Here is a 23,172-nt window from a genome sequence, read left to right on the forward strand (position 1 = left end):
GGTGCCGCACCGGCCGGCGCTACATGGGCTCCACCGCCCGCAGCGCGCCGTCCAGCTCCAGCCAGCGGGTGGCACCCAGGCCGCGCAGGAACGGCACGTCGTGGCTGGCCACGATCAGCGCCCCCTGGTAGGCGGCGAGCGCCTGGGTGAGCTGGCGGACGCTGGCCAGGTCGAGGTTGTTGGTCGGCTCGTCGAGCAGCAGCAGCTGCGGCGGCGGGTCGGCCAGCAGCAGCGCGGCCAGGGTGGCCCGGAACCGCTCGCCGCCGGAGAGCGTGCCGGCCGGCTGGTCGGCCCGCCCGCCGCGGAACAGGAACCGGGCCAGCCGGGCCCGGACCGCGTTGTCCCCCGCGCCCGGCGCGAACAGCTTGACGTTGCCCACGACGGTCAGCCCGTCGTCGAGCAGGTCGAGCCGCTGCGGGAGGTGGCGCACCGGCACCGGGGTGACGACCTCGCCCTCCAGCGGGGCGAGTTCACCGGCGATGGTGCGCAGCAGGGTGGACTTGCCCGCGCCGTTGCGGCCGACCAGCGCGATCCGCTCGGGCCCGCGCAGGTCGAGGTCGGCGGTGATGCCGTGCGGCAGCCGGACCTTGTCCAGGGTGAGCACGGTGCGCCCGGCCGGCACCGCGGTGCGGGGCAGGTCGATCCGAATCTCCGCGTCGTCCCGGACGGCCTCCTCGGCGACGGTCAGCTTGCGCCTGGCCTCCTCCAGGCGCTCGGTGTGCATGCCCTGGATCCGGCCGGCGGTCTCCTGGCCCTGGCGTTTGAGCTTGCCTGCGAAGATGTGCGGATCGTTGCGGGTGACCGAGCGCTTCCTGCCGTAGCCGGCGCTGCGTTCCAGTCGCATCCGGGCCTCGGCGAGGTCCCGCTTCTGGCGGTGGACGTCGGCCTCGGCGTTGCGCAGCAGCCGCTCGGCGGTCTCCTGCTGGGCGGCGACGGTGCGTTCGTACTCGGCGAAGTTGCCCCCGTACCAGGTGACCTGGCCGTCCCTCAGTTCGGCGATCTGGTCGACGTGCTGGAGCAGTTCGCGGTCGTGGCTGACGATCACCATCACGCCGCCCCAGCCGGCCACCGTCTCGTGGAGCCGCTGCCGGGCGGAGCGGTCCAGGTTGTTGGTCGGCTCGTCAAGCAGCAGCACGTCGGGGCGGCGCAGCAGCAGGGTGGCCAGCCGCAGCAGGACGGCCTCGCCGCCGGAGAGTTCGCCGGTGGTGCGGTCGAGGTCGAGCCGGTGCAGGCCGAGCCGGTCGAGCAGGGCGCGGGCGCGCTCCTCGACGTCCCAGTCGTCGCCGACCGCGTCGAAGTGGCGCTGGTCGGTGGAGCCGGTCTCGATGGCGTGCAGGGCCTCGCGGGCGGCCCGGACGCCGAGCGCCTCGTCGACCCGCAGGCCGGTGTCCAGGGTGAGGCCCTGCGGCAGGTAGCCGATCTCGCCGGCCGCCCTGACCGCGCCCGCGGTGGGGGTGAGTTCGCCCGCCAACAGGCGCAGCAGGGTGGACTTGCCGGCGCCGTTGAGCCCGATCAGCCCGGTGCGGCCGGGGCCGACGGCGAGGTGGAAGCGGTCGAGGACGGGCCTGCCGTCCGGCCACTCGAAGGTGAGGCCGGTGCAGAGCAGTGAGGTGGTGGGTTGTGCCATGGAAAGCCTCCCGAAGGTCGCCGACGTGGTCGTGGAGCAACACGGGGAGACACCGCGGGTGCGGGTGGGGACCGGGAGGGAGGGCCGGGGATCGTCAGAAGGACGGGGGACGCCGGGCCGGCTCACCACTGAGGTCGGGCACACGCACACTCACGGACCGCGTGCAGCGACACGGCTGCGATGCGGCGGGGGCGGTGTCTCGGGACCTCAGTAGATCAATGGCCTTCTCCTGTTCTGGCGACTGGCAGGCATCACGCTACGGAGGGCCCCCGAGGCGTGCAACCGGTTTTTTCGGTGCCGATCACGTGCCGATCCGGTGACGGCCGCGCCCCGGAACGCTCCGGGGACGGAGGCCGTCCGCGGCACATGGCAGACTCCTCCCCTGCCACCCGCTCGACACTCGCGGCCGTGGCGTGCATTCACAGGGGGAACAGAACAGATGTCACCGATATCCCGGGCGACGCGTGCCGCGCTGGGCGCTTCCGTCGTCGCGCTGACCATGGTCGTCGCGACCGCGTGCGGCCCGGACAACAGCGACCCGGTCGCCGACCCGTCCGGCGCGCAGACCGCCGCCGCGACCACCGCGGCCACCGCGGGCTCCACCGGCAAGCCGGGCGGCCTGCCGCCGATCAAGCTGCCGACCGCCGACGAGCTCAAGAAGTGGAGCTTCGACGACTGGGACAAGTGGGCCCAGCAGAACGTCATCACCCCGGCGGTCAAGGGCTTCTGGGACCTCCAGAAGATCCTCAAGGCCAAGCCGGCCAAGCCCGGCCCGGGCAACCAGCCCACCGGCCAGCCGACCGCGCAGCCCACCGCACAGCCGACGTCGGCGGCCCCGACGGCCCAGCCGACCAGCGCCGCACCCACCCAGCCGGGCGGCACCGGCGGCGCGACCGGCGGCACCGGCGGCACTGGCGGCACCGGCGGCGGCCAGAACGACCCGCAGCCCAAGCCGGTCGAGATGAAGCCCGTCTCCCACCCGTACGCCAAGCCGGCCCACGTCAACGGCAAGCTGTTCTTCCAGGACGGCAACCAGGACTACGTCTGCTCCGGCACCGTCGTCTCCGACCCGGCCAACCCGGGGAAGAGCAACCTGGTCTGGACGGCCAGCCACTGCCTGCACGGCGGCAAGGGCGGCAAGTACCACACCAACATCACCTTCGCCCCGGCCTTCAACAGCACCGGCGCGGTCAGCGGCGGCAAGCAGGGCTCGCTCGCCGAGGCCGAGCCGTACGGCGAGTGGGGCGCCGTCGCGGGCATGGTCGCCCCGCAGTGGACGGCCGAGGCCGACCCGGAGAACGGCGGCCCGTGGAGCCAGTACGACTTCGGCATCCTCAGGGTGGCCAACCCGGACGGCAGCGCCAAGTCGCTGGAGGAGGTCGTCGGCGGCTCGGTGCCGGTCTGGTTCAATGCCCCGCGCGAGCAGATCGCCACGGTGAGCACCTACGGCTACCCGGCCGGCAAGCCCTTCGACGGCATGGAGCTGGAGCACTGCGAGGCCGGAAAGCCGGCCCGCCGCTCGATGGACCCGGCCCGCCCGACCATGCTGATGACCGGCTGCAACGGCACCGGCGGCGACAGCGGCGGCGGCTGGTTCACCACCAAGGACGGCAAGCAGGTCCTGGTGTCGGACACCTCCATCGGCGGCTTCGACAACACCTGGGAGGCCGGCCCGTACCTGGACGACGTCGCCCAGCACGCGCTGGACTACTTCTCCAAGAAGAGCAAGTGACCCCGGTCACGGCCTGACCCGCTCCGACCTCCCCGCCGGGGGCGGCGGCGCCCCCGTGTGCCGGCGCCCCCGGCGGCGTCCGTGCCCGCCCGCCTAGAATCGGGGCATCATGAGCGCCACACTCGTCGTCAAGGACCTCGCCGCCGGCCACGGCGAGCGCACCCTCTTCTCCGGCCTGGACCTGGTCGTCGCCCCCGGTGACGTGATCGGCCTGGTCGGTGTCAACGGAGCCGGCAAGTCCACCCTGCTGCGGCTGCTGGCCGGCCTGGACGCCCCGGAGGGCGGTTCGGTGCGGCTCAGCCCGGCCACCGCCAACGTCGGCCACCTCCCGCAGGAGCCGGAGCGCCGCCCGGAGGAGTCGGTCCGCGACTTCCTGGCCCGCCGCACCGGGGTGGCCGCCGCGCAGGCCGCGCTGGACGAGGCCACCCAGGGCCTGGTGGACGGCGTGCCCGGCGCCGACGACGCCTACGCGGTGAACCTGGACCGCTGGCTGGACCTCGGCGGCGCCGACCTGGAGGAACGGGCCGAGGAGGTCGCCGACTCGCTCGGCCTCAAGGTCTCCCTGGACCTGCCGATGACGGCCCTGTCCGGCGGCCAGGCGGCCCGGGCCGGCCTGGCCTCGCTGCTGCTCTCCCGCTACGACGTCTTCCTGCTCGACGAGCCCACCAACGACCTCGACCTGGACGGCCTGGAGCGGCTGGAGGCCTTCGTCAAGGGCCTGCGCGCGGGCACCGTGGTGATCAGCCACGACCGCGAGTTCCTGGCCCGCACCGTCACCAAGGTGCTGGAGCTGGACCTGCACCAGGGGCAGGTCAACCTCTACGGCGGCGGCTACGAGGCGTACCTGGAGGAGCGCGCCACCGCCCGCCGGCACGCCCGCGAGGAGTACGAGGAGTACGCCGACACCAAGGCGGGCCTGGAGGCCCGGGCCCGGATGCAGCGCGGCTGGATGGAGAACGGCGTGCGCAACGCGCGCCGCAAGTCCAGCGACAACGACAAGATCGGGCGCGCGATGCGCACCGAGTCCACCGAGAAGCAGGCCGCCAAGGCCCGCCAGACGCAGCGGATGATCGAGCGCCTCGACGTGGTCGACGAGCCGCGCAAGGAGTGGGAGCTGCGGATGGAGATCGCCACCGCGCCGCGCTCCGGCTCGGTGGTCGCCACCCTGCGCGGGGCCACCGCCCGGCGCGGCGACTTCACGCTCGGCCCGGTCGACCTGCAGATCGACTGGGCGGACCGGGTGGCCATCACCGGCGCCAACGGCGCGGGCAAGTCCACCCTGCTGGCCGCCCTGCTGGGCCGGCTCGAACTCGACGGGGGCAGCGCCGCGCTGGGCTCCGGCGTGGTGGTCGGCGAGGTGGACCAGGCCCGCGGGCTGTTCCTCGGCGGGGAGCCGCTGCTGGAGGCGTTCGCCGCCGCCGTCCCGGAGCTCGCGCCGGAGGAGGTGCGCACCCTGCTGGCCAAGTTCGGCCTGAAGGCGGTGCACGTGCTGCGCCCGGCGGACACCCTCTCCCCCGGCGAGCGCACCAGGGCGGCGCTGGCGCTGCTCCAGGCGCGCGGGGTGAACCTGCTGGTGCTGGACGAGCCCACCAACCACCTGGACCTGCCCGCGATCGAGCAGCTGGAGTCGGCGCTCGGCTCGTACACCGGCACGCTGCTGCTGGTCACCCACGACCGGCGGATGCTGGACACCGTCGCGGTGAACCGGCGGATCGAGGTCGGCGGCGGCCGGGTCCGCGAACTGTAGTCGAGGAGACGGCGGCGGGCCGGGAGGGGAGGTCCAGACCTCTTCCCCGGCCCGCCGTCATGTGCTGTGCTGTCGCCCATGGTTGACAGCACAGCGCTCGACAGCGCGGTGGCCGACGCGTCCTACCCGACCGTCCCGCTCACCCCCATGACCGTGCCCGCCCACGAGGCCGAGGCCCGCAGCAAGGCGTTCCACGACGTGATGGACCAGCGCCGGACCGTCCGCGACTATGCGACCCGCCCGATCCCGGAGGGCGTCGTCGAGTGGGCCGTCCGCACCGCCAACACCGCGCCGAGCGGCGCGCACGTGCAGCCCTGGCGGTTCGTGGTGATCACCGATCCGGAGCGCAAGCGCCTGCTGCGGGAGGCCGCCGAGGCCGAGGAGCGCGAGTTCTACGCGCACCGGGCCTCCGAGGAGTGGCTGGCCGCGCTGGCGCCGATCGGCACCGACTGGCACAAGCCGTTCCTGGAGGACGCGCCGGCCGTGATCGTCGTCTTCGAGGTGCACAAGGGCCCCAACTCGCCGCGTCCGTACTACACCAAGGAGTCGGTGGGGATCGCGGTCGGCCTGCTGCTCGCCTCACTGCACCAGGCGGGGCTGGCGACGCTCACCCACACGCCGAGCCCGATGAAGTTCCTCAACGAGGTGTGCGAACGGCCGCAGGAGGAGCGGGCCGCGTACGTCATTCCGGTGGGCTACCCCGCCGAGGGGGCGCGCGTGCCGGACCTGCGGCGCAAGGAGCTCGACGAGGTGCTGATCCGGCTCTGACGCGCCCCCGGCGGGGCCGGCGCGCGGCGGCGGCCGGTGGTGACGGGTCCAGGGCGTCGACATAATCGCCGTCATGGACCACGTCATGCCGCCGCCGCGCGGGGACGCCTCCGCGCCCGGTGCGCCGTCGGCCGGCCGGCGCACCCCCGGCACACCCGCCCCCGGCCGGCCGCCCGAACTGCTGCGGCCGGCCGAGGGGATCACCCTGCGGCGGCGCTCCCCGGCCCAGGCCACCGCGCTCAACGCCGCCGTCCGGGCCAACCTGGAGCACCTGCGCCCCTGGATGGAGTGGGCCGCCGAGGCGCCCACCCCCGCCCGGACCGTCGCACTCGCCGTGGCCGGCGTCGCCGCCTGGGACGCCGGCACCGACTTCATCTACCTGGCCGCCCTGGACGCCGAACCGGACCGGGTGATCGGCTCGTTCGGCCTGCACCGCAGGATCGGCCCGGACGCGCTGGAGATCGGCTACTGGGTGAGCGCGGAGCACGGCCGCCGCGGCATCGCCACCGCCGCCGCCCGGTCGGTCACCGCGGCGGCACTCGCCCTGCCCGGGATCCGCCGGGTCGAGCTCCACTGCGATCCGGCCAACACCGCCAGCGGCGCGGTGGCCCGCCGGCTCGGCTTCCGGCTCGACCGGGTGGTCGACGCGCCGGTCCGGGCGCCGGGCGAGACCGGACGCAAGCAGGTCTGGATCCGGGAGCGCCGCCCGCCCGGCCCGTGCGCCGTCTGGTGACGGTCCCCGGGGTCCGCGGGGTCCGCAGGATCCCCAGGGTCCGGACCGTCCGCGGGGCCCGGACGGTCAGTACCGCTCGCCGGCCGCCGCCGGCAGCGCGTCCAGCTCGGCGAGGTCGGCCGGCGAGAGCACCAGATCGGCCGCCGCCGCGTTCTCCTCCAGGTACTTCGGCGTCTTGGTCCCCGGGATCGGCAGCACGTACCGCCCCTGCGCCAGCAGCCAGGCGAGCGCCACCTGCGCGGGCGTCGCACCGTGCCGCGCCGCGACCGCCCGCACCCGCTCCACCAGCGCCAGGTTGGCCTTCAGCGCCTCCTGCTGGAAGCGCGGCAGCTGCCGGCGGAAGTCGTCCGCCGGCAGCTCGTCGAAGGAGGCGATGCCGCCGGTCAGGAAGCCCCGGCCGAGCGGGGAGAAGGGCAGGAACGCGATCCCCTGCTCCTCGGTGTACGGCAGCACCTCGGCGAGCGAGTCCCGGGTCCAGAGCGACAGCTCGTTCTGCACCGAGGCCACCGGGTGCACGGCCTGCGCGCGCCTGATCTCCTCGACGTCCACCTCGGAGAGGCCGATCCGCCGCGCCTTTCCGGCCGCCACCGCCTCGGCGAGCGCGCCCCAGGACTCCTCGACCGGCACCTCCGGGTCGATCCGGTGCAGCTGGTACAGGTCGACGTGGTCGGTGCCGAGCCGGCGCAGGCTGTCGTCGATCGCCCGGCGGATGTGCTCGGGCCGCCCGTTGCGCAGCACCCGCTCCTCGGCGTTGCCCGGCACCAGGCCCACCTTGGTGGCCAGCACCGCGCGCTCCCGGTACGGCCCGGCCAGCGCGGCGCCGACCACCTCCTCGTTGGTGTAGGGCCCGTAGATGTCGGAGGTGTCGATCAGCGTGACGCCGAGGTCCAGCGCCTGCCGGATCACCTGCACCGACTTGTCGTCGTCGCGGTTGTGCACGTCGTAGGCCCAGGTCATCCCCATGCAGCCGAGGCCGACGACCCCGACCTCGGGACCCTCGCTGCCGAGCGTGGCGTTGCGCATGACGGTACTCCTCACTGATGCCGGCCCGGCGTGGCGCCGACCGCGGTCGGATCAACTCAACGGGGAACAGCCTCTCCCTTCGAGTGCGCTCTAGGTCAAGCCCGTTCCCGCCACCGGGTGACGCTGTGCCAGCCAGTCCCGGAATCCTCCCCGCAGCACCAGGTCCGCGAGCCGCCGGTACCCGCCCGTCCCCGGGTGCGCGCCGTCCCCGGCCAGCGCCTCCGCCGTCCAGACCCGGTCCGCCGCCAGCTCCCGGGTCACGCCGACGAACGGCACCCCGCGCCCGGCGCAGATCCCGGCGATCCCGTCGGCCAGCGCCGACACCCGCTCCAGGTGCGGCGCGCCCGCGCCGACCACCGGCGGCGGGCCCACCACCAGCGGCGCGAGGCCGCGCTCGCGCGCCCCGTCCAGCAGCGCCGCCACGTTGGCCAGGCACGCCTCCGGCGCGACCCTGGGCCGCCCGTCCTCCTCCACCGCGTCGTTGCTGCCCACCGACAGCACCAGACGGTTGTCCGCGCCGGGCAGCGCCCGGACCGCCGTCTCACCCCAGCAGCGGGCCAGAACGTCCGCCGAAGTGCTGCGCCGCACGCCCAGGTTGAACGCCGTCACCGCCTCCGGTCCCACCCCGAGCCCGGCCAGGCAGTCCGCCACCGCCCGGCCCGCCCAACCGCGGTACTCCGGGTCCCCGACCCCCTGGACGAACGAGTCGCCGAAGAAGACGATCCGCACGTCCCTGCCGTCCAAGTCCTTGGTCATGGTGGAACCTTAAGGTCCGCGTAAGGCTTGCTACGAGGTGCCTTTGCTGCACCGGAGGTTCTTGACGTGCCCAGGTGGTCTAGTCCAGGTTGATGCTCAGCACCGCGCAACTCCCCCACCGGACCACCCCTCCACCGCCGCCCGCCCCGCGTCTCCTCCCCCCGCGCGGGCCGGGCGGCGGCCCCCGTCCACCGAGAGGCACCCCCATGCCACGCGCGCCCCGCGACACCGCTGCCCGGCACCGCCGCCCGGTCCTCCGCACCAAGGTGCTCGGCCTCGCCACCGCCGTCGTCCTGGCCGGCGGCGGCCTCGCCACGATGGCCGGGAACGCCGGCGCCGCCGACGGCAACCTGCTCGGCAACCCCGGATTCGAGAGCGGCTCGCTGGGCGCCTGGAGCTGTACCGCCGCGACCGGCGGCGTGGTCGGCTCCGGCGCGCACAGCGGCTCGTACGCACTGCGCGGCGAGGTCTCCGGTGCGGACACCGCGCAGTGCGGCCAGAGCGTCACGGTGCAGCCCAACACCACGTACACGCTGAGCGCCTGGGTCCAGGGCCAGTACGTGTACCTCGGCGCGACCGGCAGCGGCGTCACCGACCCGGCCGTCTGGACGCCCGGCGGCTCCGGCTGGCAGCAGCTGACCGCCACCTTCACCACCGGCGCGGCCACCACCAGCGTCAACGTCTACCTGCACGGGTGGTACGGGCAGGGCGCCTACCTCGCCGACGACGTCACGCTCACCGGCCCCGGCGGCACCCCGAGCACCCCGCCGCCCACCACCACGCCCCCGACCACCACGCCGCCCACCACCACGCCGCCGACCGGCGGGCCGACCACCCCCGCGCCGAACGTCGCCCTCCCGGTCGCCCCGTACATCGACATGGGCGCCTGGCCCACCCCGTCGATGCCCGCGATGGCCAAGTCCGGCAACCTCAAGGGCTTCACCATGGGCTTCGTCACCGCCGTGGGGTGCAAGGCCAGCTGGTTCAACGCCTACGACCCGCGCACCGGCTGGGCCAAGGACCAGATCGACGCGCTGCGCGCGGCCGGCGGCGACGTCAAGCTCTCCTTCGGCGGCGCCAGCGGCACCGAGCTCGCCGCCGCCTGCACCAGCGTCGACTCCCTGTTCGCCGAGTACGACGCCGTGGTGAACGCCTACAACCTGCGCTACGTCGACTTCGACATCGAGGGCGCCGCGATCGCCGACACCGTCGCCAACGACCGCCGCTCCGCCGCCCTCGCCAAGCTGCAGAAGGCCCACCCCGGCCTCAAGGTCTCCTTCACCCTGCCGGTCCTGCCCGAGGGCCTGACCAGCGAGGGCGTCGCCATCGTCCGCTCCGCCCGGGACGCGGGCCTGGACGTCGACGTCGTCAACGTCATGGCGATGGACTACTACCGCACCGGCACCGACTACGGCGACGCCGCCGTCCAGGCCGCGCAGTCCCTGTACGGCCAGCTCAAGGCGCTGTACCCGGCCAAGGGCGACGCCCAGCTGTGGGCCATGGTCGGGGTCACCCCGATGCTCGGCGAGAACGACGACCACCAGATCTACAACCAGGCCGACGCCCAGCAGCTGGTCGCCTTCGCCCGGCAGCACCACCTCGGCGTGCTGGCCTTCTGGGACGCCACCCGGGACGCCAACGCCTGCACCGGCGGCGGCCTCTTCAAGTGCACCAACATCCCGCAGCAGCCGTACGAGTTCGCGAAGATCTTCGCCCAGTACACCGGCTGAGCCCCGGCACTCGCCGAGCCCCGACAAGCCCTGACGCTCGCTGAGCCCGGGCACCGGACGGCGCCGGCGGCCCCCTTCCCGGGGGTCGCCGGCGCCGCCGTAATTCGCGCGCGCGTTCCCCGCCGGGCGACTACAGTCCGGGTCACTGCCCAGGGGTGGCGCAGAGGCAGGCGCACCGCCTTGCCAAGGCGGACACGTCGGTTCGAATCCGTCCCCCCGGACAGGGCCGGTCCCGTAGCGCAGAGGCAGGCGCGCCACTACCGCATGGTGGAGTACGCCGGTTCGAATCCGGTCGGGGCCGGCCGTACCGAACGGCACGGCGCGGCACGGCACGGCACGGCACGCAAGGGGGCGGACATGACGGACACGGTGATCGAGGAGCCCACCGCCGAGGAACTGGCCGCGTTCAGCCGCACCCTGGGCCGGCTGCGCGCCCTGCCCGAGGGCCACCGCACCCGGCTGCACGCCGAACGGCAGCTGGAGTCCTTCGTCCGCGAGAGCCGCAAGCGCCGCCGCCAGGGCCGACGCGCCGAGATCCGCGTCGCCGACGCCGAACTGCTCGCCGCCACCGCCACCGGCGCCCTCGACCGCCGCGAGGACGCCCCGCTCGCCGCCCCGACCGCCCGGACCGTCCCGGTCGGCGAACTCCGCGGCCGCCGCCGTTGCTACGTCTGCAAGCAGCCGTACCGCGAGGTGGACGCCTTCTACCACATGCTCTGCCGCCCCTGCGCCGCGCACAGCGCCGCCCGCCGCGCCCTCTCCACCGACCTGCGCGGGCGCCGCGTACTGCTGACCGGCGGCCGGGTGAAGATCGGCTTCCAGCTGGCCCTGATGATGCTGCGCGACGGCGCCGACCTCGTCGTCACCAGCCGGTTCCCGCACGACACCGTGCGCCGGTTCCGGGCCGCCGAAGGCAGTGCCGACTGGTGGGAGCGGCTCACCGTGGTCGGCATCGACCTGCGCGACCCGCGCCAGGTCCTCGGCCTCGCCGAGCAACTGTTCGCCGACGGGCGCCCGTTGGACATCCTGGTCAACAACGCCGCGCAGACCCTGCGCCGCCCGCCCGAGTCCTACGCGCTGCTGGCCGCCGGCGAGCGGTCCGCGCTGCCCGCCGTCGACGCCGCCACCGTCGCGCACGCTCCCGGCTTCCGGCCGATGCCGGCCCTCGCCCCCGCCTGGCCGGCCACCGAGCTCGCCGCTGTCGACACCGTCCCGGCCCCTGCACCGGCCCCCGGCGGGGCCGACGAGGCGGGCCTGCTGCCCGACCTCGCGGTCGCCAACTCCTGGTCCACGCGGCTCGGTTCGCTCGACCCGGCGGAGGTGCTGGAGGTCCAGCTGGTCAACGCGCTCGCCCCGGCCCTGCTCTGCGACCGGCTGCTTCCGCTGCTGCTCGCCTCCCCGCACCCGCGCCGCTACATCGTCAACGTCACGGCGGTCGAGGGCCGGTTCGCCGTCCGCAACAAGACCGCCGGCCACCCGCACACCAACATGGCCAAGGCCGCGCTGAACATGCTCACCCGCACCAGCGCCGAGGAACTCGCCACCCGGGGCGTGCACATGTGCGCCGTCGACACCGGCTGGATCACCGACGAGAACCCGGCCCCCAAGAAGGCCCGCCTCGCCGCCGCCGGCTTCCGTCCCCCGCTCGACGTCGTCGACGGCGCCGCGCGCGTCTACGACCCGATCGTCCGCGGCGAGGCCGGTTCCCCCGTCTCCGGCGTCTTCCTCAAGGACTACCGCGAGGCCGCCTGGTGACCCCGCCGCCGTCCAGGCGCTACGCCGGGGCGGTGATCCGCTCCACCGGGCCGAAGTCGCGGAAGGTCCCGTGGATGCGCATCGGGATGCCCTTCAGCTCGGTCTTCCGGTCGAAGCGGACGGTGCGGCCCTGGGCGTCGATCCACTGGTCGAGGTGGAAGCTCGTGACGCCCTTGCCCTTGAGGATCTTGTAGCTCTCGGGCTCCACCGCCTTCATCCGCTCCAGGTCGACGGTGCCGGAGAGGTGGAAGCACGGGGTGCCCTCGCAGTCCTCCATCCCCTGGCGGGCGGACCGGCCGAGGTCCAGCAGCGCCTTGGCGTAGCCGTGGTAGTCGGCGATCCGGTCGCCGAGCGGGGACTTCCGCCAGCTGCTGCCGCTCTTGATGTAGGTGGTGCCGTCGTCGGTCACCACGGTGGTCGGGCCGCTGTCGGCGGCGCCGCTGACGAGGTCGCCGCCGCTCGCGCTCATGGATTCGCTGAGCCGGCCGGAGCGGACGGGCCCGTTGAGGTTGACCCGGCCCTTGGTGACGGCGCTGAGCGGGCCGCCCTCGGTCGTGAAGTCCTGGGTGGCCGCGTACGGCGTCCTCTCCGCCAGCGCGAGCGCCTTCTCCGGGTCGATCACCCCGCCCGCCGTCGTGGCGACGGCGGTGGCGGTGGGCGTTGCGGGGACGGTGGGCGCCGGCGTCGACGTCGGCGTCTCGACGGCGGCGGGGGTCGGCGTGGCGGTCGGCGGGGCGGTCGGCGCGGCCTCGGGCGCGCCCGCGCCGGTCACCGACGCGGACGGCGGGGCGGACGACGACGCGGACGCGGCCGGCGCCGCGTCGTCGTTGCAGCCCACCAGGCCGACGAGGGAGACCGCCGCGGCGGCGACAGCGAGGACAGTGGAACGACGCATGGTCAGGAGAACCCCCCGGTCGAACAAAGAGACGGGGCGCATCCTGACACATCATCTGGTCCGTGGTCGAACCGTTTCCCCTCGGCCGCGGACCACCGCGACGCCCGCGTCCAGGTCGACCCCCGCCCCGGGCGGGGCGCCGGCGTGCTCGTCGTCACGCAGGACCAGCTGAGCCTGGCGCTGCTCGATCTGAACGCGCTTGTTGGCGTTGAAGAACGCGTGCAGTTCCTCGACCGCCGTCATACCGAGGCCGCCCGCCACCCGCCCGGGGCGCGACCTCCTCCGGCGTCCGCTCCGGACCGCCGCCACCGCGAACAGCGCGGTCACCAGCGCCGCCCCCACCAGGGCCACCGTCACCACCACCATGCCCGCCCCAACGAGCGTGCCGCACGCGATCGTTCCGGCCGCCCGCCGCACAGGAAGTCGGACCCGCCGACTTCCTGTGCGGGCCGCCGAACTACGCCACCGGCTCCTCGTCCGCGACCTCCAGGCCGTAGGCGACGACCGCCTGCCGAAGGCCACCCGGATACCCGGCCAGGGCGGGCGTGAAGTCCCAGTCCCCGGCGTCGTCGCGGTCGAAGCGGCCCAGCCGCATCGCGATGTTGGACTCCGCCCCGTCCGCCAGGTGCACGATCGCCGCGTCCTGGTCGGCGCCCGCTTCGAGGATCAGCGCCGGCCCGCCGAACCCGGCCATGGTGGCGTCGGGGTGGTTCTCGGTGTCGGCGGCGGCGATGATGACCAGCCGGTCGGCCTCTGCGGGGAGCGCTTCGAAGTCGACCATCAGGCAGGCGTTGGCGTCGTCGTAGCCGGTGACCAGACGGACGGAACCGTCCGGCGTGGAGGCGTTGTTGTAGAAGACCAGGTGGTCGTCGGAGAGCGCCCGGTTGCCCTGGCAGACCAGGGCGGCGATGTCGTACTCCTCCTCCCCGGTCCAGTGCAGCAGCAGCCGGGACGGCTCGGCGGCCACCTCGATCGCCGGCTGCTGCTCGACCCCGGCACCCGCGGCCTCCTCGTAGGCCGGTGCGAAGATCTCGTGGAACCCGTGGTGCTTCAGCAGACCGACCAGCTCGGCGCCGTTGATCAGCGTGATCGGCTTGCCGGACACGAACTGGTGCGAGCTGGGCCCGAACTTGCTGGTCGTCACCAGCACGGCCTTCGTCGCGGCCCCATCGTGCTGCAGCGTGCCGTAGAGGTCCCGGACGGCCGACGGCGTCACCGTGTCCCGGTACCGCTTGACCTGCACGATCACGTTCCCGCCCCGGAACGGATCGGTGTCGATGCCCCGGACGTCCACCCCGCCGTCCTTCGACCGGGCCGTGAGCTCGACCTTCATGCCCATGGACTCCATCAGCCGGGCTATCAGCCCCTCGAACTCGATCGGGTCCATCTCCAGCAGGAGCTGGAGTTCGCGCACCCGCCGCGCCATCCGGCCGCGGTTGGCGTTGGTGTCGTCACGCAGGTGCCGGAACAGCATGCGCTGCGCACGGCGCTCGGCGGTGTCGGGGCTGCTGAGGCGGTGGAGCTTGCGGCTCCGGGACATAGGTACTCCCTCGAACGCACCCGACCGACAGGTCGTCAGGTGCGTGTCAGAAACGGCGACTTCAGGACGGCTTGGATGTGTCCCCCGCTGGGTAAGTGAGTAGGTTACCGCCGCGCCTAGGCTTTCGGCATGACGACGAACAACAGCGACCTTCTTGTGATGACCACGACCCACGACGACGAGGCGAAGGCCCGCACCCTGGCCGCCGACGTGGTACGGGCCCGGCTCGCGGCCTGCGCGCAGGTGTACCGGATCCGGTCCGTCTACTGGTGGGAGGGCGAGGTCCAGGACGCGGCCGAGTGGCGGATCGACTTCAAGACCCGCGCCGAACTCGCCGACCCCCTGACCGGGTTCATCAGCGAGCACCACGACTACGCCACCCCCGAGGTCGTCGCCGTCCCGGTGGCCACAGGCAGCGCGGCCTACCTGGAGTGGGTGCGGGCGGAGACCGCGAAGCGATGAGCACCCGTTCCCGAGCCGGGTTTCGGCGACTCCTGCGGTTCGGCGCCTATTCCTCCGGAGAGTCCCGCCGGTCGGCGCCGTCCTGCCAGGGGAACGGGGCGAGGTCGGGCTCGACCCGGCCGCTCTTCGCCTGCGCGCCGGCCAGCGTCGCCGGGCGGTAGAAGCGGGTCAGCAGTCGCTTGTCGAGCAGCGCGGGATGGCGGTCGGCGAACGCGGTGACGTCACGTCGTCGGGCAGGTCGCCAAGCGCGTCACGCTCATCAGGTGGCGAAGCCGCCCACGCATGAGCCCTGCAGCACCGAACGGCCCGCCGCTCCGGGTGCGGGGCGGCGGGCCGTCGGCGTTCGGCCGTCAGAACCAGTGCAGGCAGTGCGGGGCGCGGTCGGAGCGGAAGAGGGTGTCGGCGCGGGTGGCGGCTTGCGGGTGGTGGGCGCGGATGTGGCCGGCGCGGATCAGGGTGCTGGGGGTGGTGCCGCCGAGGTAGATGGATCCGAGGTCGCTCACGTCGAGCGAGAGGTCCGGCTCGCGGTCGGTCGGGACGCACTCGGCCTTGCCGTCGCGGACGGTCAGCAGGTAGCGGTTGTGCTCGCCGAGGAACGCGTCCGTCACGTCGAGCACGAGCTCGCCGTCGGCGAACCAGCCGCGTGCGGCCAGGGCGCGCGGGACGTCCAGCAGGCGCACCCAGAGCCAGTCCGTCTCGTCGGCTGCCTCGCCCGCGCGGAAGTCGGCGAGCTGCCAGCGCAGCGGGTGCTCGGTCGGGAGGTGCTTGAACACGATCCTGGTCATCAGGTCGTGCTGGAGCACGTACCGGGCCAGGGCCGTGAAGGCGGTGTCGTCGACGGCTATGGTCTCGTCCACGGTCAGGGTGAGCGTCTTGGTCACATGGTCGTAGTCGCCCCGCGAGTAGCTCGCGTACCCGTCCGGCACGCCGTCGGCGTCGCGGTGGACGGCGACGTAGCGCGGCGCCGGGGCGATGGGCGGCTGCCCCGCCCGCCGGGCCCACCAGCGGTGCGGCCGCGACACCGCGCCGGGCTGCGTGCGCCGGTACCGGTCGTAGACCTCCTCCATGAGGTCGACGCACTCGGCCCGCCGCAGCACCTCGACCGTGCCGGTGTCCGCACCGCCCGCCCGCGGGGCGGCGAGGTCCGAGCGGTGGCGCGGCACCGTCAGCCGCCGGGTGTACGTCGCGGGGCCGTAACCGAACCGGCGGTAGATCACGGCTTCGGAGGCCAGCAGTACGGACAGGAACTCCCCCCGCTCCCGAAGCTCCGCGAGCTGGTACCGCATCATCCCGGTGAGCACGCCCTGGCGCCGATGGGTGGGCAGCACGCCGACGGCGGTCACCCCGGCGACCGGGACGACCGCCTCACCGGGCAGGGTGAGTTCGAGGGAGTACGCGCCGGCCGTGCCGACCGGCTTCCCGTCGTCCGCCACCGCCAGCACGCCCCGGTCCAGCTCCAGAGCCGCCCACCAGACCCCGCCGCCGTCCTCGGCCGGTGTGTCCGGGGCCAGCCCGAACGGGACGAGAAGGGTTTCGACGAAGACGTCACGGTCCTGCTCAGTGGTGGAACGGATCTCCATGGGTACAGCGGCCTCCCCTGGTCACGGCACCACCGCACGTGGCGCCCGCCACAGTGCAACTCCCCCGGACGTCCAGGTCAAGCGATTTTCGCCGCCGTCCCGGGCCTCCTCACGCGTGGCGGAGGGCCGGGCGGGTGAGGAGGCCGAGGAGGGTGCCGAGGGCGAGGCCGAGCAGGGAGTCGAGGACGTTCTGGGCATCGCAGGCACGACCGAGGGCGGGCACGGCGAACTGGGCGCCCTCCAGGGCGAAGGGGAGGACAGCGCCGCCGAGGAGCACGGCGGCGGCCCGGCGGCGGGAGCCGGCCAGGGCGGCGGCCAGGCCGATCGGGGCGAACATCAGGAGGTCGAGGTCGGCCCGCCGGGAGGTGAACCACTCCCCCGGCGGCCGCAGGTGGAGGCCGTCGAACGAGCAGTGGCGGACGACGCCCGACCACGAGAGGTCCTGCCAGAACGGGCCCGGGTGCTCGGGGAACAGGGTCAGCGTGGCCACCCCGCCGAGGGCGAGCAGCAGGAGGAACCCCACCGCCCAGTGCGTGCGCAGCAGCCGCCCGACCGGACGGTTCAGCAACGCCGCCGGCACCAGGGAGGCGAGCAGCCCGGGCCAGAACATCGGCAGCCCGTTCAACACGGTTTTGATCACGCCCGCACGGACGCCGCCGACGCCCGCGCGGTTCTTCCCGGGGCGGTGTTCGCCTTCGATCGATCCTCGAACTGACGCCCTGTTAGAGTCGGTTGGAGTTCCGACCGAGGGGGTCACCCGGTGAAGTCCCGTCCGATCGCGGTTGTGGTGGGCGTCGCCGCCACCATGCTGGTCGCCGTTGCGTTCCGGCCGACGGGGAGCCTGCCGAAGCCGCCCGAGCCCGGCGGGCCGCGCGATGCCTACGCGCCTTCCGCCATGCCCTCCGCGCCCGGGGCGGAGGACAGCTCCGCCGCCTTCACCCGGTGGGTCGAACAGCACGGCACCGAGGAGCAGCGGGCGGCCGTCCTGGGCCACGTCACCCGGCTCGACCGGGCCGTGAAGCAGGACGACCACGTCAACACCTACCTCGCCACCGACTTCCCCGACAACGTCGACGCCCGGACCCGCACCATCATCCGCGCCTATCTGACGTGGGCCGGGCCGAACGAGCCGGGCCGGATGCTCGTCCTCTACAACGCCGCCGGCGAGGTGATGGGCGCGATCCGCGTCGCCGACTGGAGCTGACCCGCGCCCGGAACCGTCAGGCGACCCGCTCGCCGCTCCGCCCGCCCGCCATGGCGTCCCGCACCCCGCGCGAGAGGCGCTCGGCCACCACGGCGACGAAGGCGCGCGGGCGGCGCGGCGCGAGGTGGGCGCCGATCCGGTTGGCGAGGCCGGGGACGACGTAGGAGCGGTCGGCGTCCAGCGCCCTCAGCGCGGCCCGGACGACCGGCTCCGCCGTGGTGAACGCCCCCGTCACGGCGGCCTTCCGGGTGCCGATGACGTCGAAGAACCCGGTCTCCACCGGCCCAGGGCACAGGGCCAGGACGCGGATGCCGCGCCGTCGGTACTCCTGGCGCAGCGCGAGGCTGAAGTTGAGCACGAAGCTCTTCGACGAGCCGTAGACGGCGAAGTACGGGGTCGGCTGGAAGCCCGCCGTGGACGCCACGTTGAGCACCGTGCCGCGGCCGCGCGCGAGCATGCCGGGCAGCAGTTCATGGGTGAGGCCGACGAGCGCGACGACGTTGACCATCAGCTGCTCGTGGTCGCGCCGCGGGTCGATCGTGTCGAACGAACCGCAGGTGCCGAAGCCGGCGTTGTTGACCAGCAGGTCCACCGTCAGGCCGCGCTCGGCGAGCTCGGCGCCGATCCGGTGGGCGGCGCCGGGCTCGGAGAGGTCCTGGACGAGGACGTGGGCGGTGACGCCGTGGGCCTTGCCGAGGCGCTCGGCGAGGTCGTGCAGGCGGTCGGCGGAGCGGGCGACCAGGACGAGGTCGTGGCCGCGCGCGGCGAGCTGGGCGGCGAACTCGGCGCCGAGGCCGGAGGAGGCGCCGGTGATCAGAGCAGTGGTGGCCGTACGCACGGTGGTGCTCCTTGTCTCATGATGTGTGACACGAGAGTATCGGATAACCGCAGAGATGCGACACTGCTGTTTCAGATAAAGGGCGACCCGTTCCCCCGCTGTACCGTTCCCCGGGTACGTCAGAGCTGGAGGCACACGATGAGCAACACGCCCGGGCGCCCACTGCGCGCCGACGCCGAGCGCAGCATCCGCGCGATCCTCGCGGCGGCGGAACGCGTCCTCGCCGAGACCCCGGGCGCCTCCATGGAGCAGATCGCGGAGGCCGCCGGCGTCACCCGGACCACCGTCCACCGCCGGTTCGCCAACCGGCAGGCGCTGGTCGACGCACTCACCGCCGAGGCCGCCGCCAAGCTCGCCGAGGCCATCGAGGACGGCCGCCCGGAGACCGCCCCGCCGCTGGTCGCGCTGCACCGGGCGACGGCCAACGTGCTGCGGGTGAAGGCCGCCTGGGGCTTCGCCCTCGGCCCGGCGGTCACCCACAGCGAGCAGGCCGTGCGGACGCACGACGAGATCGCCCGCCGCTGCCGCGAACTGCTCGGCCGGATCCGGGAACAGGGCGCCATCGCCGCGGACGCCGACCTGGAGTGGGTGCGCCGGGTCTTCTACGCACTCATCGGCGAGGCCCTGCACGGCGACCCGGGCGCGGCGCCGGCCGACGCCGATCCCGACGCGCTGGCGGCCCGGATCGTGGACACCCTGCTGCACGGCGTGGGCCCGCGCCCCGCACGCTGAGCCGCCCGGCGGCGCGCCCGCCCCGCGCGCCCGCCGGTCCGCCCCGCCGGGCCGGGGCCGACCGGGCGCCACCGCCCCAACTCCCCCATTTCACCTGACAATCATCCATCTCACTCGATCGAGGGAACTATCGCCCCTGTCCCCACTTTTGCGGCCTGATGGGGCAACATCAGCACGTCCGCGCCCGAACGACCTCCGTCCGGGCGGCAGAACCCGGCCCCTGGGACCAGCCCGTGACTACCTCCGCCCCCGTGTGGGACTGCCCCTTCAACCACACCGACGGCCTGGAGTTCGACCCCCTGCTCAAGCGCCTGCTGACCGAGGAGCCGATCGCCAGGATCCGTCTGCCGCACGGCGAGGGCGAGGCCTGGCTCGCCACCCGCTACGAGGATGTCCGGGTGGTCACCACCGACCGCCGGTTCAGCCGCGCCGCGGGCATCGGCCGCGACCTGCCCCGGATGACGCCCGCGCCGATCGCGCAGGTCGAGTCGATCAACCTGATGGACCCGCCGGCCCACAACCGGCTCCGCCGCCTGGTCGCCCAGGGCTTCACCAACCGCCAGGTGGAGCGGATGCGCCCGCACATCCAGCGCGTCGTCGACGGCTACTTCGACGAGATGGAGGAGCACGGCGCCCCCGCCGACCTCGTCCACCACCTCTCCGCCCGGCTGCCGCTCACCACCATCTGCGAGCTGCTCGACATCCCCGCCGAGGACCGCGCCGAACTCCGCGGCCACGCCGTCGCGATGATGTCCATGGGCCCCGGCAGCGGCGCCGGCCAGGTCAACGCCAAGGCCGCCCTGCGCGCCTACTTCTCCGAGCTCACCGCCGCCCGCCGCCGCTCCCCCGGCGAGGACCTCATCAGCGCGCTCGCCACCGCCCGCGACGGCGACGAGCTGCTGGACGACGACGAACTCGCCGTCATGGCCATGGTCCTGCTGGTCACCGGCCACGACACCAGCACCTACGAGCTCTCCAACATCACCTACACCCTGCTCACCCACCCCGAGCAGCTGGCCAAGCTGCGCGCGCAGCCCGACCTGCTGCCGCGCGCCCTGGAGGAGCTGCTGCGCTTCATCCCGTTCCGCCAGGGCGTGGGCATCGCCCGGGTCGCCACCGAGGACGTCGAGCTCGGCGGCGTGCTGATCAAGGCCGGCGAGCCGGTGCACGTCTCCTACCTGGCCGCCAACCGCGACCCCGCGATGTACGAGCGGCCCGACGAGCTGGACCTCGACCGCGGCGCGCCCACCCATATGACCTTCGGCTACGGCACCCACCACTGCCTCGGCTCCCACCTGGCCCGGATGGAGCTCCAGGTGGCCATCGGCACCCTGCTGAACCGGTTCCCCGGGCTGCGGCTCGCCGTACCGCCCGCCGAGCTGGACTGGCAGACCGGCTCGATCTGGCGCTACCCGCGGACCCTGCCGATCGCCTGGTGACCACCGCCGGTGACCGCGCCGCGGTGACCTCCCCGCCGTACCCGGCCGCGTCCATCGGCCACTTGCCCGTTCGGAGACCTCCCCCATGGCCACACTCTGCCGACCCGCCATCGCCGTGCCCGAGCACGTCATCACGCTCGACCAGACCCTCGACCTGGCCCGCACCCTGCACGCCGACCACCCGCAACTCGGCCTCGCACTGCGGCTGATCGAGAACACCGGGGTACGGACCAGGCACCTGGTCCAGCCCATCGAGGAGACCCTGCAGCACCCGGGCTTCACCGCCCGCAACGCCATCTACGAGCGGGAGGCCAAGCGCCGCGTGCCCGAGGTGGTCCAGCGCGCCCTCGACCACGCCGAACTCACCGCCCGGGACGTCGACCTCATCCTCTACGTGTCCTGCACCGGCTTCATGATGCCCTCGCTGACCGCGTGGCTGATCAACGCCATGGGGTTCCGCTCCGACACCCGGCAGCTGCCGATCGCCCAGCTCGGCTGCGCGGCCGGCGGCGCCGCCGTCAACCGGGCGCACGACTTCTGCCGCGCCTACCCCGGCGCCAACGTGCTCATCGTGGCCTGCGAGTTCTGCTCGCTCTGCTACCAGCCCACCGACATCGGGGTCGGCTCGCTGCTCTCCAACGGCCTGTTCGGCGACGCGATCGCCGCCGTCGTGCTGCGCGGCCGCGGCGGCACCGGCGTCCACCTGGAGCGCAACGGCTCGCATCTGGTGCCGGACACCGAGAACTGGATCTCCTACGGGGTCAAGGACACCGGCTTCCACTTCCAGCTCGACAAGCGCGTCCCCGGCACCATGGAGATGCTCGCCCCCGCCCTGCGCGCGCTGGCCGTCGAGCACGCCTGGAACGTCTCCGGCCTCGGCTTCTACATCGTGCACGCGGGCGGCCCGCGGATCCTGGACGACCTCTGCCGCTTCCTCAACCTGGAGCCGGCCGCGTTCCGCTTCTCCCGGGCCACGCTCACCGAGCGCGGCAACATCGCCAGCGCCGTGGTCTTCGACGCGCTGGCCCGGATGTTCGACGAGGGCGGGGTCGAGGACGGCACCCAGGGACTCATCGCGGGCTTCGGCCCGGGCATCACCGCCGAGATCTCGCTGGGCAGTTGGGTCGGAAGGCCGCTGGAGACGGTGGCCGCGCGCATTCCGCGCGCGATCGACACCTCGGAGTTGACGATCGCTCACCAGACCGCCCCCCTGCCGCGTCCGGCCGGGACTACGATCACCGAATGACCGATACCACGGGTACCACCGGCACCACCGACAGCACCACCGCCGAGGGGGCCACCGGGTCACCGAACGGCGCCGGAGCCCCGTCGATCCCAAGACCGGCCGGCCCCGCCGAGGCCGAGCGGAACGAGGCCGGCCGGAACGACGCCGAGCAGGCCGCCGTCCACCGGGCCGAGGCCGGCCGGGCCGCGGAGCTGGCCGCGCTCTTCCCCACCCTGCACGCCCCGCAGTACTGGGACTGGGGCCGCTACGACGCCCAGTTCTCCACCGTCCTGCCGCCGGACGAGCTGGTCACCAACATCCACCTGGTGGGGTTCACCGACGGTGGCCGGGTGGTGCTCTGCCGCGACGAGCGCGACCACTGGTTCCTGCCCGGCGGCACCCGCGAGAGCGGCGAGTCGGTGGCCTCCTGCCTGGTCCGCGAGCTGCGCGAGGAGGCCGGCGCCCGGCTGCTGGGCGAGCCGGTCTGGCTGGGCGCGCACCGCTGCGTGACCGACGACCCGGTGCCCTACCGGCCGTGGCAGCCGCACCCCGAGAAGGCCTGGCTCTGGGGCTGGGCCGAGGTCGCGGTGGACTCCGTCCCGACCAACCCGGACGACGGCGAGCAGGTCGTCGAGGTCCGCGCGACGGACCCGGCCGAGGCGCAGCGGCTGCTGCTGAGCGGCCGCGAGGCGTGGTGGGGCGAGCTGATCGAGCTGGCGGTCGAGCTGCGGTCGCGTCCGCGCTGATCCGCGATTGTTCCCGCCACCTCGGGAGAACACCGGGGGACCGCCGGAAGACCACCGGAATGGCGCAGCAGCGGGCCGCGATGTCCGATGTCCGGTGATATGACTCGAAGGGACTCGGGTCCCTCTCGGGCCCGCACCGACGGGAGCCGTCATGGACAACTACCCGCTGCTCAACATCTTCTGGACGATGCTGGAGCTGTTCCTCTGGATCCTCTGGTTCTTCCTGCTGTTCAAGATCATCACGGACATCTTCCGCAGCCACGACATGGGCGGCTGGGCCAAGGCCGGCTGGATGCTCCTGGTGATCCTGCTCCCGCTGATCGGCGTGCTGGTCTACGTCATCGTGCGCGGCAAGAGCATGGGCCAACGCGACCTCGAACAGGCACAGAGGGCGGACGCCGCGTTCAAGGCGTACATCCGCGACGCGGCGGGCCCGGCGCCGGGGACCGAGCCCGCGGAGGGGGCGCCCGCCCGGAGCCACGTCGACGACCTGGCCAGACTGGCCGACCTCAAGGCCAGCGGGGCGATCTCCGAGGAGGAGTACCAGAAGGCCAAGGACAAGCTGCTGGTCTGACGCCGGCCGGCGCGGCGGCAGCGGTGGAGCAGGAGCGGTGGTGGCCGGTGGACGGGTGTCCACCGG

General features: G+C 73.7%; 22 protein-coding genes and 2 tRNA genes. 15 read left to right on the plus strand and 9 right to left on the minus strand.

The window, feature by feature from the left end; all coding sequences use genetic code 11:
* Positions 1–19 precede the first annotated feature (19 nt).
* Positions 20–1,627: an ABC-F family ATP-binding cassette domain-containing protein gene (locus tag ABZW10_RS22780; RefSeq protein WP_355368793.1), complete on the minus strand. Its 1,608-nt coding sequence runs from the start codon at positions 1,625–1,627 to the stop codon at positions 20–22.
* Between the two features lie 439 nt (positions 1,628–2,066).
* Here ABZW10_RS22780 and ABZW10_RS22785 point away from each other — a divergent pair, with 439 nt between their 5' ends.
* From ABZW10_RS22785 to ABZW10_RS22800, 4 genes are all read left to right on the plus strand, one after another.
* A complete protein-coding gene (locus ABZW10_RS22785; protein WP_355368795.1) occupies positions 2,067–3,359 on the plus strand; it encodes a hypothetical protein in 1,293 nt (430 codons plus the stop codon).
* A gap of 109 nt (positions 3,360–3,468) precedes the next feature.
* A complete protein-coding gene (locus tag ABZW10_RS22790; RefSeq protein ID WP_355368797.1) occupies positions 3,469–5,106 on the plus strand; it encodes an ABC-F family ATP-binding cassette domain-containing protein in 1,638 nt (545 codons plus the stop codon).
* Between the two features lie 78 nt (positions 5,107–5,184).
* On the plus strand, positions 5,185–5,874 hold the full coding sequence (locus ABZW10_RS22795) for a nitroreductase family protein (protein ID WP_355368799.1): 690 nt from the start codon (positions 5,185–5,187) through the stop codon (positions 5,872–5,874).
* Between the two features lie 73 nt (positions 5,875–5,947).
* Positions 5,948–6,607, plus strand: coding sequence for a GNAT family protein (locus tag ABZW10_RS22800; protein ID WP_355368801.1), 660 nt, complete (start codon positions 5,948–5,950; stop codon positions 6,605–6,607).
* A 66-nt stretch (positions 6,608–6,673) separates the two neighbouring features.
* Here ABZW10_RS22800 and ABZW10_RS22805 read toward each other — a convergent pair whose 3' ends face one another.
* Together ABZW10_RS22805 and ABZW10_RS22810 are read right to left on the minus strand one after the other, a co-directional pair.
* Positions 6,674–7,630: an aldo/keto reductase gene (locus ABZW10_RS22805; protein WP_355368803.1), complete on the minus strand. Its 957-nt coding sequence runs from the start codon at positions 7,628–7,630 to the stop codon at positions 6,674–6,676.
* Positions 7,631–7,720: 90 nt separating this feature from the next.
* On the minus strand, positions 7,721–8,386 hold the full coding sequence (locus tag ABZW10_RS22810; RefSeq protein ID WP_355368805.1) for a GDSL-type esterase/lipase family protein: 666 nt from the start codon (positions 8,384–8,386) through the stop codon (positions 7,721–7,723).
* 206 nt (positions 8,387–8,592) lie between these two features.
* On the opposite strand from ABZW10_RS22810, the gene ABZW10_RS22815 reads away from it, so the two are divergent.
* The 4 genes from ABZW10_RS22815 (at position 8,593) to ABZW10_RS22830 (ending at position 11,871) form a co-directional block, all read left to right on the plus strand.
* Complete coding sequence (locus tag ABZW10_RS22815; protein WP_355368807.1) at positions 8,593–10,116, plus strand: carbohydrate binding domain-containing protein; 1,524 nt, start codon at positions 8,593–8,595, stop codon at positions 10,114–10,116.
* A gap of 149 nt (positions 10,117–10,265) precedes the next feature.
* Positions 10,266–10,337 (plus strand) — tRNA-Gly (locus ABZW10_RS22820).
* Positions 10,338–10,344: 7 nt separating this feature from the next.
* Positions 10,345–10,417: transfer RNA gene (locus ABZW10_RS22825), tRNA-Ala, on the plus strand.
* A gap of 56 nt (positions 10,418–10,473) precedes the next feature.
* Positions 10,474–11,871 carry an SDR family oxidoreductase gene (locus ABZW10_RS22830; RefSeq protein ID WP_355368809.1) on the plus strand — a complete coding sequence of 466 codons (1,398 nt, stop codon included), beginning with the start codon at positions 10,474–10,476 and terminating at the stop codon, positions 11,869–11,871.
* Positions 11,872–11,890: 19 nt separating this feature from the next.
* On the opposite strand, the gene ABZW10_RS22835 is transcribed toward ABZW10_RS22830, so the two are convergent.
* The 3 genes from ABZW10_RS22835 to ABZW10_RS22845 all read right to left on the minus strand — a co-directional run bounded on the left by ABZW10_RS22835 (position 11,891) and on the right by ABZW10_RS22845 (position 14,306).
* On the minus strand, positions 11,891–12,766 hold the full coding sequence (locus ABZW10_RS22835; RefSeq protein WP_355368811.1) for a hypothetical protein: 876 nt from the start codon (positions 12,764–12,766) through the stop codon (positions 11,891–11,893).
* Positions 12,767–12,817: 51 nt separating this feature from the next.
* A complete protein-coding gene (locus tag ABZW10_RS22840) occupies positions 12,818–13,132 on the minus strand; it encodes a DUF6191 domain-containing protein (protein ID WP_355368813.1) in 315 nt (104 codons plus the stop codon).
* 91 nt (positions 13,133–13,223) lie between these two features.
* On the minus strand, positions 13,224–14,306 hold the full coding sequence (locus tag ABZW10_RS22845) for a restriction endonuclease (protein ID WP_355368815.1): 1,083 nt from the start codon (positions 14,304–14,306) through the stop codon (positions 13,224–13,226).
* 129 nt (positions 14,307–14,435) lie between these two features.
* Here ABZW10_RS22845 and cutA point away from each other — a divergent pair, with 129 nt between their 5' ends.
* Complete coding sequence (gene cutA, locus ABZW10_RS22850; RefSeq protein ID WP_355368817.1) at positions 14,436–14,768, plus strand: divalent-cation tolerance protein CutA; 333 nt, start codon at positions 14,436–14,438, stop codon at positions 14,766–14,768.
* A 350-nt stretch (positions 14,769–15,118) separates the two neighbouring features.
* On the opposite strand, the gene ABZW10_RS22855 is transcribed toward cutA, so the two are convergent.
* Together ABZW10_RS22855 and ABZW10_RS22860 are read right to left on the minus strand one after the other, a co-directional pair.
* Entirely contained in the window at positions 15,119–16,348 is a 1,230-nt protein-coding gene (locus tag ABZW10_RS22855) for a GNAT family N-acetyltransferase (protein ID WP_355368819.1), read from the minus strand.
* A 109-nt stretch (positions 16,349–16,457) separates the two neighbouring features.
* Positions 16,458–16,988 carry a hypothetical protein gene (locus ABZW10_RS22860; RefSeq protein ID WP_355368821.1) on the minus strand — a complete coding sequence of 177 codons (531 nt, stop codon included), beginning with the start codon at positions 16,986–16,988 and terminating at the stop codon, positions 16,458–16,460.
* A 120-nt stretch (positions 16,989–17,108) separates the two neighbouring features.
* On the opposite strand from ABZW10_RS22860, the gene ABZW10_RS22865 reads away from it, so the two are divergent.
* Positions 17,109–17,552 (plus strand): hypothetical protein, encoded by a 444-nt coding sequence (locus ABZW10_RS22865; RefSeq protein WP_355368823.1) that lies wholly within the window; start codon positions 17,109–17,111, stop codon positions 17,550–17,552.
* 16 nt (positions 17,553–17,568) lie between these two features.
* Here the strand turns inward: ABZW10_RS22865 and ABZW10_RS22870 are convergent, their stop codons facing one another.
* On the minus strand, positions 17,569–18,390 hold the full coding sequence (locus tag ABZW10_RS22870; protein WP_355368825.1) for an SDR family oxidoreductase: 822 nt from the start codon (positions 18,388–18,390) through the stop codon (positions 17,569–17,571).
* A 138-nt stretch (positions 18,391–18,528) separates the two neighbouring features.
* Here ABZW10_RS22870 and ABZW10_RS22875 point away from each other — a divergent pair, with 138 nt between their 5' ends.
* The 5 genes from ABZW10_RS22875 to ABZW10_RS22895 all read left to right on the plus strand — a co-directional run bounded on the left by ABZW10_RS22875 (position 18,529) and on the right by ABZW10_RS22895 (position 23,106).
* Entirely contained in the window at positions 18,529–19,122 is a 594-nt protein-coding gene (locus tag ABZW10_RS22875; RefSeq protein ID WP_355368827.1) for a helix-turn-helix domain-containing protein, read from the plus strand.
* A 233-nt stretch (positions 19,123–19,355) separates the two neighbouring features.
* Entirely contained in the window at positions 19,356–20,561 is a 1,206-nt protein-coding gene (locus ABZW10_RS22880) for a cytochrome P450 (protein WP_355368829.1), read from the plus strand.
* A gap of 85 nt (positions 20,562–20,646) precedes the next feature.
* Positions 20,647–21,807: a type III polyketide synthase gene (locus ABZW10_RS22885; protein ID WP_355368831.1), complete on the plus strand. Its 1,161-nt coding sequence runs from the start codon at positions 20,647–20,649 to the stop codon at positions 21,805–21,807.
* On the plus strand, positions 21,804–22,532 hold the full coding sequence (locus tag ABZW10_RS22890) for an NUDIX hydrolase (protein ID WP_355368833.1): 729 nt from the start codon (positions 21,804–21,806) through the stop codon (positions 22,530–22,532). The genes ABZW10_RS22885 and ABZW10_RS22890 overlap by 4 nt, the downstream gene beginning before the upstream one ends.
* A 151-nt stretch (positions 22,533–22,683) precedes the next feature.
* Positions 22,684–23,106 (plus strand): SHOCT domain-containing protein, encoded by a 423-nt coding sequence (locus tag ABZW10_RS22895; protein ID WP_355368835.1) that lies wholly within the window; start codon positions 22,684–22,686, stop codon positions 23,104–23,106.
* Positions 23,107–23,172 lie beyond the last annotated feature (66 nt).

This window comes from Kitasatospora sp. NPDC004723, assembly GCF_040609255.1.
GTDB lineage: Bacteria > Actinomycetota > Actinomycetes > Streptomycetales > Streptomycetaceae > Kitasatospora.